Annotated in this window: 10 protein-coding genes; 8 read left to right on the top strand and 2 right to left on the bottom strand. The window is 72.0% G+C overall.

Going from position 1 to position 14,116, the window contains the following annotated elements; all coding sequences use genetic code 11:
- Window positions 1–6: 6 nt before the first annotated feature.
- The gene (locus ABZU43_RS01170) at window positions 7–1,203 is read left to right on the top strand and encodes an FAD-dependent oxidoreductase (RefSeq protein WP_355004586.1); all 1,197 of its coding nucleotides are present in this window, start codon (window positions 7–9) and stop codon (window positions 1,201–1,203) included.
- On the opposite strand, the gene ABZU43_RS01175 is transcribed toward ABZU43_RS01170, so the two are convergent.
- Entirely contained in the window at window positions 1,200–2,423 is a 1,224-nt protein-coding gene (locus ABZU43_RS01175; protein ID WP_355004587.1) for an MFS transporter, read from the bottom strand. The two genes, ABZU43_RS01170 and ABZU43_RS01175, sit on opposite strands and share 4 nt — an antisense overlap.
- Before the next feature lie 120 nt (window positions 2,424–2,543).
- On the opposite strand from ABZU43_RS01175, the gene ABZU43_RS01180 reads away from it, so the two are divergent.
- From ABZU43_RS01180 to ABZU43_RS01200, 5 genes are all read left to right on the top strand, one after another.
- The gene (locus ABZU43_RS01180; RefSeq protein WP_355004588.1) at window positions 2,544–4,331 is read left to right on the top strand and encodes an HSP90 family protein; all 1,788 of its coding nucleotides are present in this window, start codon (window positions 2,544–2,546) and stop codon (window positions 4,329–4,331) included.
- Between the two features lie 2 nt (window positions 4,332–4,333).
- A complete protein-coding gene (locus ABZU43_RS01185; protein ID WP_355004589.1) occupies window positions 4,334–7,219 on the top strand; it encodes a hypothetical protein in 2,886 nt (961 codons plus the stop codon).
- A 104-nt stretch (window positions 7,220–7,323) separates the two neighbouring features.
- A complete protein-coding gene (locus ABZU43_RS01190) occupies window positions 7,324–7,923 on the top strand; it encodes a TetR/AcrR family transcriptional regulator (protein WP_238669677.1) in 600 nt (199 codons plus the stop codon).
- 71 nt (window positions 7,924–7,994) lie between these two features.
- Window positions 7,995–9,362, top strand: a complete 1,368-nt coding sequence (locus ABZU43_RS01195) for a biotin carboxylase N-terminal domain-containing protein (protein ID WP_355004590.1) — start codon at window positions 7,995–7,997, stop codon at window positions 9,360–9,362.
- Window positions 9,363–9,557: 195 nt separating this feature from the next.
- Window positions 9,558–10,478, top strand: a complete 921-nt coding sequence (locus tag ABZU43_RS01200) for a hydroxymethylglutaryl-CoA lyase (RefSeq protein WP_355004591.1) — start codon at window positions 9,558–9,560, stop codon at window positions 10,476–10,478.
- A gap of 57 nt (window positions 10,479–10,535) precedes the next feature.
- Here ABZU43_RS01200 and ABZU43_RS01205 read toward each other — a convergent pair whose 3' ends face one another.
- Window positions 10,536–11,096 carry a snapalysin family zinc-dependent metalloprotease gene (locus ABZU43_RS01205; protein WP_355004592.1) on the bottom strand — a complete coding sequence of 187 codons (561 nt, stop codon included), beginning with the start codon at window positions 11,094–11,096 and terminating at the stop codon, window positions 10,536–10,538.
- Between the two features lie 168 nt (window positions 11,097–11,264).
- On the opposite strand from ABZU43_RS01205, the gene ABZU43_RS01210 reads away from it, so the two are divergent.
- Both ABZU43_RS01210 and ABZU43_RS01215 read left to right on the top strand, forming a co-directional pair.
- The gene (locus ABZU43_RS01210) at window positions 11,265–12,797 is read left to right on the top strand and encodes an acyl-CoA carboxylase subunit beta (protein WP_355004593.1); all 1,533 of its coding nucleotides are present in this window, start codon (window positions 11,265–11,267) and stop codon (window positions 12,795–12,797) included.
- Window positions 12,798–12,875: 78 nt separating this feature from the next.
- Entirely contained in the window at window positions 12,876–14,024 is a 1,149-nt protein-coding gene (locus ABZU43_RS01215; protein WP_355004594.1) for an acyl-CoA dehydrogenase family protein, read from the top strand.
- The last annotated feature ends 92 nt before the right edge of the window (window positions 14,025–14,116 follow it).

Genomic DNA, 14,116 nt, shown 5'->3' on the forward strand with positions numbered 1-14,116 from the left:
AAGTGTTTGCCAACAAGTGTTGGCAACGGCTTTCTGGAGGTGGCCATGCTGCCCACGAGCACCGACGTCCTGGTGGTGGGCGCGGGCCCCACCGGTCTCGCCACCGCGTTGACGCTGGCAAGGCGCGGCGTCGAGGTGACGGTGCTGGACCGGTTGGCCGCGCCGCCGACGACCTCCCGCGCTGCCGTCGTGCACGCGTACACCTTGGAGGTGCTGGACCGGATCGACGCCGCGGCGCCGCTGATCGCCCAGGCGGTGCGGACGCCGCGCTTCACGGTGCGCGACCGGGACCGGGTGCTGCTGTCGGTGCCGTTCCACGAGTTGCCGTCCCGCTTCCCCTACGCGCTGCTGGTCTCCCAGGCGGTCACCGAGGCCGTGCTCACCGAGAAGTTGGCTGAACGCGATGTCCAGGTACGACGGCCGTGCCAGCTCACCGGGCTGAGCCGCGCCGGTGACGGCATGCTCGCGCAGGTCGACGGGGCGGCGCTGCGGGCCCGGTTCGTGGTCGGCGCGGACGGCCTGCACAGCACGGTCCGACAGTTGGCCGGCATCGGCTTCACCGGCAGCAGCGACGAGGAGTCCTTCGTGCTCGCCGACGTGCGGGTGCGCAGCGTGCTGCCCCGCGACGAGGCGGCGCTCTTCCTCGCCCGCCCCGGGCCGCTGGTCTGGGCGCCGCTGCCCGGCGGGGTGGTCCGGTTGGTCGCCGCCGTGGCGGACGCCCCGACCGAACCGGACGCGGCCTACCTCCAGGCGCTGCTCGACGAGCGTGGCCCGGCGCGACGACCCGACCGGGTGACCGAGGTGCTCTGGGGCTCCCGGTTCCGGGTGCACCACCGGATCGCCGACACCTTCCGAGTCGGACCGGTGCTGCTGGCCGGCGACGCCGGGCACGTGCACAGCCCGGCTGGCGGGCAGGGCATGAACCTCGGGATCTGCGACGCGGTGGCACTCGGCACCGCAGTGGCGGACGTGCTCGACGGCGGCCCGGAGACGCTGCTCGACGACTACACCGCCCGGCAGCGGCCGATGGCCGAGGACGTGCTGAGCTTCGCCGCCGGGCTGACCAGGATGGCCGGTGTCTCACCGGCTCGTCGGCCCGCCCGGGACGTGCTGCTCCGGCTGCTCGGTGCCGTTCCACCGGCCCGCCGACGCATCGCGCTGCGCCTGTCCGGGCTGTCGCACCGGGAGCGGACGCCGGGCTAACCCGCGCCGCTCGACACGGCGGACACAGCCGGTCGCAGTGTCCGCCACGCGGCGACGGTGACCAGCGCGAACGTCGCCGCCGCAGCGCCCGCCACCGGTGCCGTGCCGTACGACGCGGCGCCCAGCCCGGCGAGCGCCGCCCCGAGCGGTGCGGTGAGCAGACCGACCATCCGCTGGGCCGCACCGACCCGCCCTAGCAGTTCGCTCGGCACCTGCCGCTGCCCGTACGACGCCCACAGGCTGTTCCACACCACGGTGCCGGCGGCGAAGACGGCGAGCGCGATCCCGCCCGACACCGGATGCCGAGCCAGCGCGAAGCCGGTCAACGCCACGGTCTCCACTGCCAGCACCGCACGCAGCGCCGGCACCGTGCCGAGTCGGGCGGCGAGCCGTCCCGCCCCGAGCGCCCCCGCCACACCCCCGACGATGGCGGCGGCGGCGAACAGCCCGTACCCGGCCGGTGGCACCCGGAGCACGTCCAGCGCGTAGAGCACCAGCACCGCCATGATTCCGCTGATCGCCAGGTTGCTCGCGGCGGTGAGCACGGTGACCCGCCACAGGGTCCGGTGCGCCACCAACCACCGCAGCCCCTCGACGATCTCGCCCCACACAGTGTCGCGCCGCCGTGCCGTTCCCGGGGTGCTGGCGGGAGGCGCACCGAGGGCCAGCACGAGCAGGGCTGCCGCCGCGAAGGTGACGGCGTCGACTGCGAACGGAAGTGCCGGGGCGACGGCGAACAGGACACCGGCGGCGGGCGCCCCGAGGAACCCACCGGCCACCGCCGCCCCCGCCTGGAGCCGACCGTTCGCCCGGGGCAGCGCGTCCGGTGGCACCAGCGCGGGGAGTAGCGCGAACGACGCGGAGTCGAAGAGAGTGCCAAACGTGGCGAGCAGAAACGCCACCACCAGCAGCACCAGCACGCTGACCCGGTCGAGCGCGACCACCACGGCCAGCGCCGCCACCACTGCCGCGCGTACCCCGTCGACCACCGCCATCGTCCGACGGCGGTCCCAGCGGTCCGCGTACACGCCGCCGAGCAGGCCGAAGAGCAGCGGCGGCAACTGCCCGGCCACGGTGACCGCCGCGATGATCCGCGGATCACGGGTCACGGTCGCGGCCAGCAGGGCCAGCGCCGGGGTACGCAGCGCGTCCCCGAACCGGGACGAGACGGCCGCGGACCACAGGAGCTGGAAGTCCCGGCCCAGAGCGGAGGAAGTCATGCCGGCGACCGTGCCGGTTCGACCGGGTCGAGGGTCAAGCCGCCGGGCAGAGAGGGGACCGCGCCGGTCGGTGATCATGGGTACGGTGAGCGCCGATATCGGGACGGGGAGACAACAGGCGTGGATCACACTTTCCAGGTCGACCTACGTGGCGTGGTTGACCTGCTCAGTCATCACCTCTACGGCAGCCCGCGGGTCTACGTCCGTGAGCTGCTCCAGAACGCGGTGGACGCGATCACCGCCCGCCGCAGGACCGAACCGGACGCGCCGGCGCTGGTACGCATCGAACCCCCGGACAGCACCGGCGACGGCACTCTGCGGGTGCACGACACCGGCATCGGCCTGACCGAGGCGCAGGTGCACGAGCTGCTGGCCACCATCGGCCGCAGCTCGAAGCGCGACGAGCTCGGCTTCTCCCGGCACGAGTTCCTCGGCCAGTTCGGCATCGGTCTGCTCTCCTGCTTCCTGGTGGCCGACGAGATCCAGGTGCTCACCCGGCACGGCGACGAGCCCACGGTTCGCTGGACCGGGTACGCCGACGGCCGATACGCGGTGACGGTGGCCCCGCCGGAGGCCGCTCGCGCCGAGCCGGGCACCACCGTCACGCTGGTGCCCCGCCGCGACGCGGACCAGTGGTTCACCACCGCGACCGTCACCGACCTGGCCCGGCTCTTCGGCGCGCTGCTGCCGGTCACCGTCCGCGTCGGCGACGTCGTCACCACCGCCGGGGAGCCGCCCTGGCCGACCACGCCGGGAGCGCCGCTGGACCGCGCGGCGCTGATCCGGTACGCCCGGGAGACGCTCGGCGTGGACCCGTTCGACGTCCTGCCGCTGGCCGTGCCGGAGGCCGGGCTGACCGGCGTCGCCGTCATCCTGCCGACGCCGGTGAACCCGGCGGCCCGGGCCGGGCACCGCGTCTACCTCAAGCGGATGCTGCTCACCGAGAACGCCGACGGGCTGCTGCCGGAATGGGCGTTCTTCGCACACTGCGTGGTGGACGCGACCGAGCTGCGCCCGACCGCCAGCCGGGAGGCCCTCTACGAGGACACCCTGCTGACGGCGACCCGGGAGGCACTCGGCGACCAGGTGCGCGGCTGGCTGGTCCGGTTGGCCCGGCACGACCCGCACCGGCTGGCCGAGTTCCTCCAGGTGCACCACCTCGGCGTGAAGGCCCTGGCGCTGCACGACGACGAGATGCTCCGGCTGGTCGACCGGTGGTGGCCCATGGACACCAACGTCGGCACGCTCACCCTCGCCGAGTTCCGGGAGCGCTACGGCGTGGTCCGCTACGCGGCCAGCCTGGACGAGTTCCGTCAACTGGCCGCTGTCGCCGCCGCGCAGGACCTGGCGGTGGTCAACGCCGGCTACACGTACGACACCGAGCTGATCGAGCGGCTGCCGGTGGTGGACCGCTCGGTGCTCATCGAGCGGCTGGAGCCGAGTGACCTCACCACCCGGTTCGACGCGCTCGACCCGCAGGTGGAGTTGGCGTTGCGACAGTTCCTCGCGGCGGCGCAGCGGGCCGTCGAGCGTTCCGGCTGCGAGGTGGTCATCCGGGCGTACGACCCGGTTTCCCTGCCCGCGCTCTACCTGGTCAGCCGGTCGGCGGCGTTCAACGACCAGCTCGCGGCCAGCCGGGACCGGGCCGACGAGCTGTGGGGTGGAGTGCTCGACGCGCTCGCCGCCACCGCCCCGCCGGACCGTCCGCAGTTGGTGCTCAACCACCGCAACCCGCTGGTACGACGGGTGACCGTGCTTAGCGATCCGGAGCTGGTCGGTCTGGCCATCGAGGCGCTGTACGGGCAGGCGCTGCTGCTCGGCCACCATCCGATCCGCGCCGCCGACGCGGCGTTGCTGAACGATTCCTTCCTCGGCCTGCTCGGCCGGGCTGTCCCGGGACGGGAGTGAGCATGAGCGACGAGGATCTGTGGCGGGTGCTTCGCGGCATCGCCGACATGCCGTACGGGGCGGGGCAGATCGCCGCCCTGGAGCAGTTGCTGCGCCGGGTGGACGCCGCCGACGACCGGCACCTCGCATTCGTCACCCGGATGCAGGCCACCACCGGCTACATCTACGGCGGTGAGCCGGCCAAGTCCTTCGTGACCTTCTCCTGGTGCCTGTCCGAGTTCGACAGCGACCCGCAGCCGTACCACCAGGGGCACCTGCACAACCTGCTCTGGCACTTCAAGTACATGATCAACGGCCTGCTGAACTTCCCGGAGGTGCCGCTCGACCGCACGTACGCCGTGCTGGACGACATGGAACGCCGCTACCGGGCCGGCGGGCACAGCCTGCAGGCCGTGCACAAGCACCGGTTCCGGGTCGCCGACCACGTGGGCGACGTCGAGGCCGCGGCGCACTGGTACCGCCTCTGGCAGACCACCCCGCGCGACGCCCTGTCCGACTGCGCCGGTTGTGACCCCACGAGCCAGGTGGGCTACCTCGCCGACACCGGGCGGGACGTCGAGGCGGTGGAGCTGGCCGAGCCGGTGCTCGCCGGCCGGCTCAACTGCAACGAGCAGCCGCAGTCGATCCTCACCGCGCTGCTCCTGCCGTACCTGCGGACCGGGCGGGTCGAGGAGGCGCGGGACGCGCACCGGGAGGCGTACCGCCGGCAGCGCGGCAATCTCGCCAACCTGTGGGACATCGCGGACCACGTCGAGTTCTGCACGCTGACCGGCAACGAGGCGCGAGCCATCGAGCTGGTCGAGCGGCACCTGGACTGGCTGGACCGGCCGCCGTCGCCGGCCGCCGCCATGCACTTCTCGGCGGCGGCCGCCGCGGCCCTGCGTCAGGCCGGCCCGTCGGCCGTGTACCGCCGGGCCGCCGAGGGCCGGCCGGCCGCCGAGGTGTCGGCGGCGTCGTTGGCGGACGAGCTGGCCGAAACCGCTGCCGGTCTGGCCGCCCGCTTCGACGCCCGTAACGGCACGAGCCACCAGTCGGAGTGGATCGCCAGTCGGCTGGCCGTGCGGGCGAGCGGCGAGCATGTGCCGCTGTCCGCGAGCGTCCGCCGCCGTCCGGCCCGACCGGTCGGGGACGAGCCGGCCGGCGCGCCGGGGACACCGGCGTCGTCCGCGGACCGGGCCCGGCGGGTGCGAACCGGCAGGGCTGAACCACAGGTCGTGACAGTGCCTGAAGACGCCGGCCCGGACGATCTGCTGGACCTCGCGGAGCGGAGCTGGGGCCGGCACGACCGGGGCACCTTCCGGGCGGCGCTGGTTGCCTTCGACGACCGGTTCGGCTCCGCCGAGCTGCCCGCCCGCACGTCCGCGCACCGGCTGGCCCTGCGCGCGTCGGAGCGTGGCGACGAGGACGACATCGAGGGTGCGATCACGCTGAATCGGGCGGCGTTGGAGCTGTACCGGGAGGCGGGCGAAGAGGTGGCGGCCCAGACGGTCGCCGGGCGGCTCGGCGTGCTGTTGACCCGGTCCGACGAGGACACCGAGGAGGGCCTGCTGCTGACCCGGGAGGCGGCCGACGTCCTGGACCGGCTCGGCGACGCCCAGCAGCGGGCGGCCGGACACGACCGGGTGGCGTTGGCGCTGCTGCACCGCGAACGTTGGGCGGACGCGCTCGCCGCGCTCGACCGGGTACCGGCCGACGCGGGCGGCGATCGGCACCTGGCGGCCCGGATCGCACTGCACCGGGGGCACCTGCTGGAGCAGTTGGACCGCGTCGACGAGGCCCGCGCCGCCGTCGACGAGGCACGCCGGATCGGCCGGGAGTTGGGTGTCGGCGAGGTGGTCACCGGTGCCTGCCTGGCGTACGCGCGGCTGGTCGACGATCCGGCGGACGCCGTGGCCGCCTGCGACGAGGCGTTGGAGGCGGCACCGGCGGACGCGGAGCTGCCCGTCCGGGTCGCCCGCGCTCGTGCCTTGCTGGCGGCCGGCCAGGCTGCGGACGCGGTCGACGACTTCGTCGAGGCGGTGACGCTGTGCGTGGAGCGGGGCGCCGAGGGGGACGCGTTCCTGCGGTGGGAGCTGGCGAACTCGTACCGGATCGTGGGCCGGCTAGCCGAGGCCGCCGAGGTCGCCGAGGAGGCCGTGCTCGGTCTGGACCGGTTGGGCGCTCAGGCGGAGGCCGACCGCTGCCGGCACCTGCTGGCCGGCGTCTACGCCGGACTTGGTGAGATCGATCCCGCGTTGGCGCTGTTGGAGCAGTTGGCCGGCAATCTGGACGGACCGGACAACCTTCCGCACCGGGCGCAGGTTCTGGAGGAGGCCGGCGGGATCCTCTACGACGCAGACCGGGACGCGGCGGCGGGCGAGCGGTTCGCCGCCGCGGCCGAGGCGTACCGGCTCGGTGACCTGCCGCTCGACGAGCTGCGTGCTCGCCGCCGGGAGACGTACGCCTGGTTCTGGGCCGACGACCGGGACGCGGCGTTGCGCACCGTCGAGGTGATGGACGCGTTGGCGGCGAAGCTGGCCGGGCAGGCCGAACCGCCGGTGCTGTACGAGCTGGCACTGGCGGCCGAGGCCGGAGCGCGGGTGCTCACCGGTGCGGACCGCCCGGACGAGGCCCTGGGCCGGCTCACCGGGGTGCCGGACCGGTTGCGCTCGATCGAGGCGTTCGGCGAGGCCGCCCAGGTGGAGGCCCTGATCGGTGAGCTGCTGCTGCGCCTGGACCGGCCGGCCGAGGCGGAGCCGCTGCTGCGCCGCGTACTCGGCGGGTTGCCGGCCGCCTCGCGGCAGGTCCGCCAGACGGCCTGGCTGCTGGCTCGGGTGTTGGATCTGCTCGATCGGCCCACGGAAGCCGCGGCGCTGCGCGCCGAACACGACCTGGACGAGGACGACTGACCTCGGCGGCCGCCCCTGGCCAGGTCAGGGGCGGCCCGGTCCGGGACGGACGGACGGGACTGACCGGCAACCATCGCGGGCTCCTCGCGGTCTAGGCTTGTCCGGTGACGGTGGAGCAGCAGGCACGGGGTGCGGCGGGCGCGGGCCGGCGCAGGTCCCGCAAGGACGAGATCCTGGAGATCGCGGTAGGTCTGTTCGCGGCGCGTGGCTATCACGGCGTCTCGATGGACGACATCGGCGCGGCCGCCGGGGTCACCGGTCCGGCGCTCTACCACCACTTCGCCGGCAAGGAAGCCATGCTGGCCGCCGCGCTGATTCCCGTCAGTGAGGGGTTGCTGGCCGGTGGGCGGGAACGCGCCGTCGGGCGCTCGGACGACCCGCGCGGCGTCCTGGAGTCGCTGATCGACTTCCACGTCGAGTTCGCGCTGGCCAACCCGGCGGTGATCGCGTTGCACCTGCACGAGCTGGACCGCCTGCCCGAGGAGCCGCGGCGGCGGATCCGTCGCCTGCAACGGCTCTACGTCGAGGAGTGGGTGACAGTGCTCACCGCGCTGCACCCGGGGATGCCCGACGGGGAGGCCCGGGTGCTCGCGCACGCCGCGTTCGGCCTGATGAACTCGACGCCGTTCCTCGGTGGTGAGGTGGACCGGCGACGCCGCGCGGAGCTGCTGCGCGGAGCGACACTGGCCGCGCTGCTCGCCTGAGCCGACTCGTCAGAACCGTGCCGGTCATGATTCCCTGACATCGTCCCACCATCCGGACGCCGGGAGGAAACATGATCGAGTCACTGCTGGTCGCCAATCGGGGCGAGATCGCCCGCCGGATCATCCGGACCGCCAAGCGGCTCGGCATCCGCGTGATCGCGGTGCACTCGGAGGCCGACGCCGACCTGCCGTTCGTCGCGGAGGCGGACGAGGCGGTCCTCATCGGCCCACCGAACCCGGCGCTGAGCTACCGCAACACCGAGGCGATCCTCGCTGCCGCCAAGTCGACGGGCGCGCAGGCGATCCACCCCGGGTACGGCTTCCTGTCGGAGAACGCCGAGTTCGCCCGTACCGTCGAGGCGAGCGGCCTGATCTGGGTCGGACCCGACGCGGACGCGATCACCGCGATGGGCGACAAGATCAACGCCCGGAACCTGATGGCGGCGGCCGGTGTTCCGGTCGCGCCGGGCACCACCGACCCGGCCGCCGACCTGGACGCTGCGGTGACGGCCGCGGCCGAGATCGGCTACCCGGTGATGGTCAAGGCCGCCGCCGGCGGTGGCGGCATGGGCATGGGCGTGGCGGTCGACGAGGCCGCGCTACGCACCGAGTACGACAAGGTGCGCGCGTTCGCCGAGCGGATGTTCGGCGACGGCTCGGTGCTGATCGAGCGGTACTTTCCCCGGGTTCGGCACGTCGAGGTGCAGATCCTCGGCCTGGCCGACGGCCGGGTGGTGGCGCTCGGCGAGCGGGAGTGCTCGGTGCAGCGGCGCAACCAGAAGTTGGTCGAGGAGTCCCCGTCGCCGGCTGTCTCGCCGGAGCTGCGATCCCGGCTCCTGGCGGCGGCGGTGCGGGCCGGCGAGGCGGTCGGCTACCGCAACGCGGGCACCGTGGAGTGCCTGTTGGTCCCGCGTGAGCGGGACTCCGAGGGCGACGCTCCCGGCTCCGAAGACTTCTTCTTTCTGGAGATGAACACGCGGTTGCAGGTGGAGCACCCGGTGACCGAGTACGTGTACGGCATCGACCTGGTCGAGGAGCAGTTGCGGGTGGCCTCCGGGTTGGCGCCGACGTTCGACCCGGACGCGTTGACCCCGAGTGGGCACGCCATCGAGATGCGGATCAACGCGGAGGACCCGAAGCGCTTCCTGCCCGGCCCGGGTGTGATCAGGACGTGGGTGGAGCCGACGGGTGAGGGTGTCCGGGTGGACTCCGGCTACACCGAGGGCAACACGGTCACCCCGTTCTACGACAGCCTGCTGGCCAAGCTGATCGTCAGCGGCGCGACCCGTGACGAGGTGCTCGATCGCGCCAAGGCAGCCGTCGCGGCGTTCCAGATCGAGGGTCCGAAGAACAACGTCCCCTTCTTCGCCGAGTTGCTGGAGAACGAGGAGTTCCGCTCCGGCGCCTACGACACGGGCATCGTCTCCCGCATGCGCTGAACGGGTAGGCCGCTGGGGCGGTGCGGTCTGGCCGTGCCGCCTGGCGGCCGGGCAAGACTGGTTTGTGGGCCCTTTGCTCTGCTTACCTATATGCGCCAGCCGCTGCCCGATGACGGACAGTAGCCGGCGCACATAGGGCAGCAGAGCAAAGCGGCCGACGTGCTGTCCCGATCCGACGTCACAGCGAGGTGACCGATGAGCCAGTTGCCAGATTCCGTCTCGATCCGTGAGGTCGGGCCGCGCGACGGGTTGCAGAACGAGGACCCGATCCCGACCGACGCCAAGGTGCGGCTGCTCGACGCCCTCTCCGGCACCGGCGTACGCCGAATCGAGGCGGTGTCGTTCGTGCACCCGAGGGCGATCCCGCAGATGGCCGACGCCGACGAGGTGTGGCAGCGGGCGGTGAAGGCCGACGGGGTGCGGTACTCCGCGCTGGTGCCGAACACCCGGGGCGCCCAGCGGGCCCTCGCCGCCGGGTTCACCGAGATCGAGGTGGTGGTCTCGGCCAGTGACACGCACAACCGGCGCAACGTCAACCGGTCCACTGACGAGTCGCTGGACGACATCGCCGAGCTGATCGACCTGCTGCAAGGCGCGTCGGCGCGGGTCGAGGTGATCGTGGCGACCAGCTTCGGCTGCCCGTACGAGGGGGACATCGATCCGCAGCGGGTGGCCGGGATCGTGGACCGGGTGGTCCGCGACGGCGCGGACCGGGTCGCGTTCGGCGACACCACCGGCATGGGCACCCCACGTCGGGTCCGCGAGCTGCTGACCGCGGTACGCGACCGCAACGCGCACGTGCCGGTCCTGCTGCACTTCCACAACACCCGGGGTACGGCGCTGGCCAACCTGCTGACCGCGCTGGAGCTGGGGGTGACCGAGTTCGACGCGAGCGTCGGTGGCCTCGGTGGCTGCCCGTACGCGCCGGGGGCGAGCGGCAACCTGGCCACCGAGGAGGCCGTGCACATGCTGCACGACATGGGCATCGACACCGGCATCGACCTGCCGGCGCTCATCGAGGTGGCGGAGTTGGCCGAGGAGTTGCTCGGCAAGAAGCTGCCGTCGGGTGTGCTGCGGGCCGGTCCGCGTACCCGGCTGACGCCGCTGCCGAGCTGAGGACGCGACGAAGGGGCCGGCGCACGCGCCGGCCCCTTCGTTTTTTGGCGGGTTCGGTCAGTTCACCGTGGTGAGCGCGCTCGGCCAGCTGTCGCGGAAGATGTCCGCGCTGCGGTCGGTGGCGCTGAACGTGCCGGCGAAGAGGTTGCTGACCCGGTTCGCCTCGGCGGTGCTCGGGTAGGCGTTGGTGCAGCTGGTGCCGGCGCTGCCGCCGGACATCAGCAGCGCGCAGTTCCCGTTGTAGTTGTCCGGCAGGCCGAGGATGTGCCCGATCTCGTGGGTCATGATCCGCAGCACGCTGTACTGGGCGGCCTGCTGGGTGTCGATGTAGACCCGGCCGTTGCCGAGGCTGGTCCGCTGGGCGTACGAGCCGCCGCCGGTGATCCGGTAGATGCGCAGGTTGGAGCCGCAGTTGGCGGAGAGTGTCAGGTTGACTGTGGCGTTGTTCCAGATCGAGGCGGCCTGGTTGGCGACGCTGGCGTAGCTGCCCGCCTGGCTGGTGTTGTAGCAGATGGTCATGGCGGCGGACGCGGGCGACGGGTTGGCGACCGTGATGCCGAGGGTGGCGAGTGTCGTCGCGAGCATCGCGACGGCGAGCCGGTTGAGTCGTGAGGTCATCGCTGACTCCGATCTGAAAGAAGGGGTGTCAGGAGCCTAGCGATATGTATTCACGTTTTTCAATGTCTTGCTCTCGGCTCAACTGTCTGGTTCGCTCGTAGGTCGCCGACAACCGCGCCGATGCGCTAGCCTAACGATCGTTCAGGTCAGTATGGCGGAGGAGTCGGCGTGACGCTCGACGGTGAGGCACTGGAGCAGCTGCGCAAGCGGGCCCGGTCCGGCGGCGCGGACAAGTACCACGCGGCCAACGCGGCCAAGGGCAAGCTCTTCGCCCGTGAACGGGTCGCGCTCCTGGTCGACGAGGGCTCGTTCGTCGAGGACGGCCTCTACGCCAACACGATGGCCGAAGGGCTGCCCGCCGACGGCGTGGTGACCGGCACCGCCACCATCGACGGCCGACAGGTCTGCCTGATGGCCAACGACTCCACGGTCAAGGCCGGCAGCTGGGGTGCCCGCACCGTCGAAAAGATCATCAGGATCATCGAGCGGGCGTACGGCGCCGGCGTGCCGATGGTCTACCTGGTCGACTCGGCCGGCGCCCGGATCACCGACCAGGTCGATCTCTTCCCCGGTCGGCGTGGCGCCGGCAAGATCTTCTGGAACCAGGTCCGTGCCTCCGGCTCGATCCCACAGGTCTGCGCGCTGTTCGGCCCGAGCGCCGCCGGTGGTGCCTACATCCCGGCGTTCTGCGACGTGGTGGCGCTGGTCGACGGCAACGCCAGCATGTACCTCGGCTCCGACCGGATGGTCGAGATGGTCACCGGCGAGAAGACCACCCTGGAGGCGATGGGCGGGGCGAAGGTGCACACCGCCGAATCCGGCGTGGGGCACTTCCTCTGCAAGACCGAGGCCGACGCGCTCGACGTGGTGAAGACCTACCTGTCGTACCTGCCGGCGAACTGGACGCAGGCGCCGCCGACCGCGCCGGCGGTCGCCGCGCCCGCGAAGGCCGACCTGGCCGCCCTGGTGCCGGCCAGTGAGCGGCAGGCGTTCGACATGCGGCGGTACGTCAAGGGCCTGCTCGACGAGGGGTCGTTCTTCGAGATCCAGGCGCTGTGGGCCAAGGAGCTGACCATCGGCTTCGGCCGCCTCGACGGCCAGGTCGTCGGTGTGGTCGGCAACAACTCGATGTTCAAGGGCGGCGTGCTCTTCGTCGACTCGGCCGACAAGGCCACCCGGTTCGTGCAGCTCTGCGACGCGTTCAACGTGCCGCTGCTGTTCCTCAGCGACGTGCCCGGCTTCATGGTCGGCAGCGCGGTGGAGAAGCAGGGCATCATCCGGCACGGCGCCAAGATGATCACCGCGATCTCCGAGGCGACAGTTCCGAAGATCTGCGTGGTGGTCCGCAAGGCGTACGGCGCCGGTCTCTACGCGATGGCCGGGCCCGGGTTCGAGCCGGACGCCACCATCGCGCTGCCGACCGCGAAGATCGCCGTGATGGGCGCCGAGGCCGCCGTGAACGCTGTCTACGCCAACAAGATCGCCGCCGTTGCCGACGAGGACGAGCGGGCGGCCTTCGTCGCCGCCAAGCGGGCCGAGTACGAGCAGGACATCGACGTCGTCCGGTTGGCCAGCGAGCTGGTGGTGGACGCCATCGTCGAGCCGCAGGACCTGCGCACCGAACTGGTCCGTCGATTCGCGGCGGCGCGTACCAAGGATCGGCACTTCTCCCGCCGTCGGCACGGCGTCACCCCGGTCTGACCATCGACTCAGGCCCGCACAGCGACCCGCCCCCGGCGTCACGAGCGCCGGGGCGGACCGTCCTTACAGGAGGATGAGATGGACTTCCGGCTCACCGACGAACAAGCGGCGCTGCGCGAGAGCGTGCGGGAATTCGCCCGCGAGGTGATCGCCCCGGTCATCGCCGAGCACTACGAGCAACACACCTTCCCTTACGAGGTGATCCGGCAGATGGGCAAGATGGGCCTGTTCGGTCTGCCCTTCGCCGAGGAACACGGCGGCATGGGCGGCGACTACTTCGCGCTCTGCCTGGTCCTGGAGGAGCTGGCCCGGGTCGACTCCAGCGTGGCCATCACCCTGGAGGCGGCGGTCTCGCTGGGCGCGATGCCGATCTACCGCTTCGGCACCGAGGAGCAGAAGGCGACCTGGCTGCCCCGACTGCTCAGCGGCGAGGCGCTGGCCGGCTTCGGTCTCACCGAGCCCGGCACCGGCTCGGACGCCGCCGGCACGCAGACCCGGGCCGTGCTGGACGGCGACGAGTGGGTGATCAACGGATCGAAGGCGTTCATCACCAACTCGGGTACCGACATCACCGCCATGGTCACCGTCACCGCGGTGACCGGCACGAACCCGGACGGTTCCAAGGAGCTGTCGACGATCATCGTCCCCACCGGAACGCCCGGGTTCGCCGTCGCGCCCGGCTACTCCAAGGTGGGCTGGACGGCCTCGGACACCCACGAGCTGACCTTCGACGACTGCCGGGTGCCGGCCGCCAACCTGCTCGGCGCCCGGGGTCGGGGTTTCGCGCAGTTCCTGCGGATCCTCGACGAGGGCCGGATCGCGATCGCCGCGCTCGCCGTCGGCCTCGCGCAAGGCTGTGTCGACGAGTCGATCAAGTATGCGAAGGAGCGGCACGCCTTCGGTCAGCCGATCGGCGCCAACCAGGCCATCCAGTTCAAGATCGCCGACATGGAGCTGAAGGCGCACACCGCTCGCCTCGCGTACTACGACGCCGCCGCACGGATGCTGGCCGGCGAGCCGTTCAAGCGGCAGGCTGCCATCGCCAAACTGCACGCCAGCACGATCGCCGTGGACAACGCCCGGGAGGCCACCCAGATCCACGGCGGGTACGGCTTCATGAACGAGTACCCGGTGGCCCGGTTCTGGCGGGACTCCAAGATCCTGGAGATCGGCGAGGGCACCAGCGAGGTGCAGCGGATGATCATCGCTCGGGATCTGGGCCTCTGAGCGGCCCGGCCGAACTGATCGGCCGGTCGTCCCGGACGGGCTGTCCGTACGGCTGTCGGGTTTCGGCGAGCGGGCGTCAGTAGCCCGACGTT

The sequence above is a fragment of the Micromonospora sp. NPDC005205 genome, assembly GCF_040608275.1.
Lineage (GTDB): Bacteria > Actinomycetota > Actinomycetes > Mycobacteriales > Micromonosporaceae > Micromonospora.

What these genes read in the sequence shown, in the direction of transcription:
- ABZU43_RS01175 (WP_355004587.1), bottom strand. Translation starts at nt 2,423, where the DNA reads ATGACTTCCTCCGCTCTGGGCCGGGACTTCCAGCTCCTGTGGTCCGCG.
- ABZU43_RS01200 (WP_355004591.1), top strand. Translation starts at nt 9,558, where the DNA reads ATGAGCCAGTTGCCAGATTCCGTCTCGATCCGTGAGGTCGGGCCGCGC.
- ABZU43_RS01185 (WP_355004589.1), top strand. Translation starts at nt 4,334, where the DNA reads ATGAGCGACGAGGATCTGTGGCGGGTGCTTCGCGGCATCGCCGACATG.
- ABZU43_RS01195 (WP_355004590.1), top strand. Translation starts at nt 7,995, where the DNA reads ATGATCGAGTCACTGCTGGTCGCCAATCGGGGCGAGATCGCCCGCCGG.
- ABZU43_RS01215 (WP_355004594.1), top strand. Translation starts at nt 12,876, where the DNA reads ATGGACTTCCGGCTCACCGACGAACAAGCGGCGCTGCGCGAGAGCGTG.
- ABZU43_RS01205 (WP_355004592.1), bottom strand. Translation starts at nt 11,096, where the DNA reads ATGACCTCACGACTCAACCGGCTCGCCGTCGCGATGCTCGCGACGACA.